This is a genomic window from Kitasatospora nipponensis (genome assembly GCF_039528135.1).
GTDB classification, from domain to species: domain Bacteria; phylum Actinomycetota; class Actinomycetes; order Streptomycetales; family Streptomycetaceae; genus Kitasatospora; species Kitasatospora nipponensis.
In genome coordinates this window covers 1-995 of sequence record NZ_BAAALF010000066.1, presented here as the reverse complement: position 1 = coordinate 995, position 995 = coordinate 1, and the positions used below count along the sequence as shown (strand labels likewise).

Below are 995 nucleotides of genomic sequence, written 5' to 3'. Positions count from 1 at the left end.
GCCGTCAGCGCGCTGACGGCCCACCGGCCCGGTCCCTACGACCCGGGGGTCGCGATCACTGGAAGCTGCAGGTCAGGATCCCACTGCCGCAGATCAGCGTGTTCGCCTGGGTCCAGTACTGCTGCCAGGCGTTGATGTTGCCGCTGACGCCGGGCCCGAAGCGGTCCGCGATCTTGTAGACCGGGTACGACTTGCTGCTGGGATCGATGCCACCGTTGTACAGGCCGTAGATGATCTCCTGCGGCTTGAGGTTGCGCTGGGCGGAGCCGGTGGCGTTGACGACCTCGTTGTCCTCCAGGTACTTGACGTAGTAGGCGGTCGCCTGGAGGTCGAGGTCCGTGTTGCCGGCGAGGTCGCTCCACTGGTGGCCGGCGAACACCTGCGGGTAGGCCTTGGTCAGGTAGGTCCAGGTCACCGGCTTGATGTTGGTGATGCCGATCGACGCGGTCCCGTCGCCGCCGTGGCCCGGCCAGAGTCCCAGCTCGGAGGCCTCGACCGCGGCCTTCTCGTACACCAGGTAGCCGTCCAGCCCGTACTTCTTGACGTACGGCACCTCCTTGCCGCTGGTCTCCATCAGGGCGATGGAGAGCACCAGGCGGGGGTCGACCTTGGCGTTCGCGCCGGCGATCACCGCGGCCTGCATGAACATCGACGGCTGGCAGTCCGTGTTCGCGAAGTCGGCGTTCATGCACGCCGCCCCGAACGTCCGCAGCAGGGCGCTGTTCCAGTCGGGGTTCAGCGAGGCCGTCATGGTGCAGGCGTACTGGCCCCACGAGTTGTCGGAGCAGTTCCGCGTCCCGGGGGAACCGGGCGCGGGCGACGTCGCCGCGACGTTGGTGGACGCGGCGCAGACGGTGCCGGTGCCGGTGTCGCACCAGCCCTTGTCCGCGGACGCCTTGTAGCCCGTCCGGTTCGCCGCGGCGAGCGCGTCGGCGGCGTCCTGCTGGGCCTTGGCGACCGCGTTCTCGGCCGAGGAGGCCGAGGCGTTGGGCGCG

General features: G+C 69.2%; 1 protein-coding gene. It reads right to left on the bottom strand.

The genetic code is table 11. The annotated features are described in order from the left end of the window. Window positions 1–55: 55 nt before the first annotated feature. Window positions 56–995, bottom strand: a 940-nt coding sequence (locus ABD323_RS19380; protein WP_344442970.1) for a hypothetical protein, incomplete at its 5' end; no start/stop codon positions are given.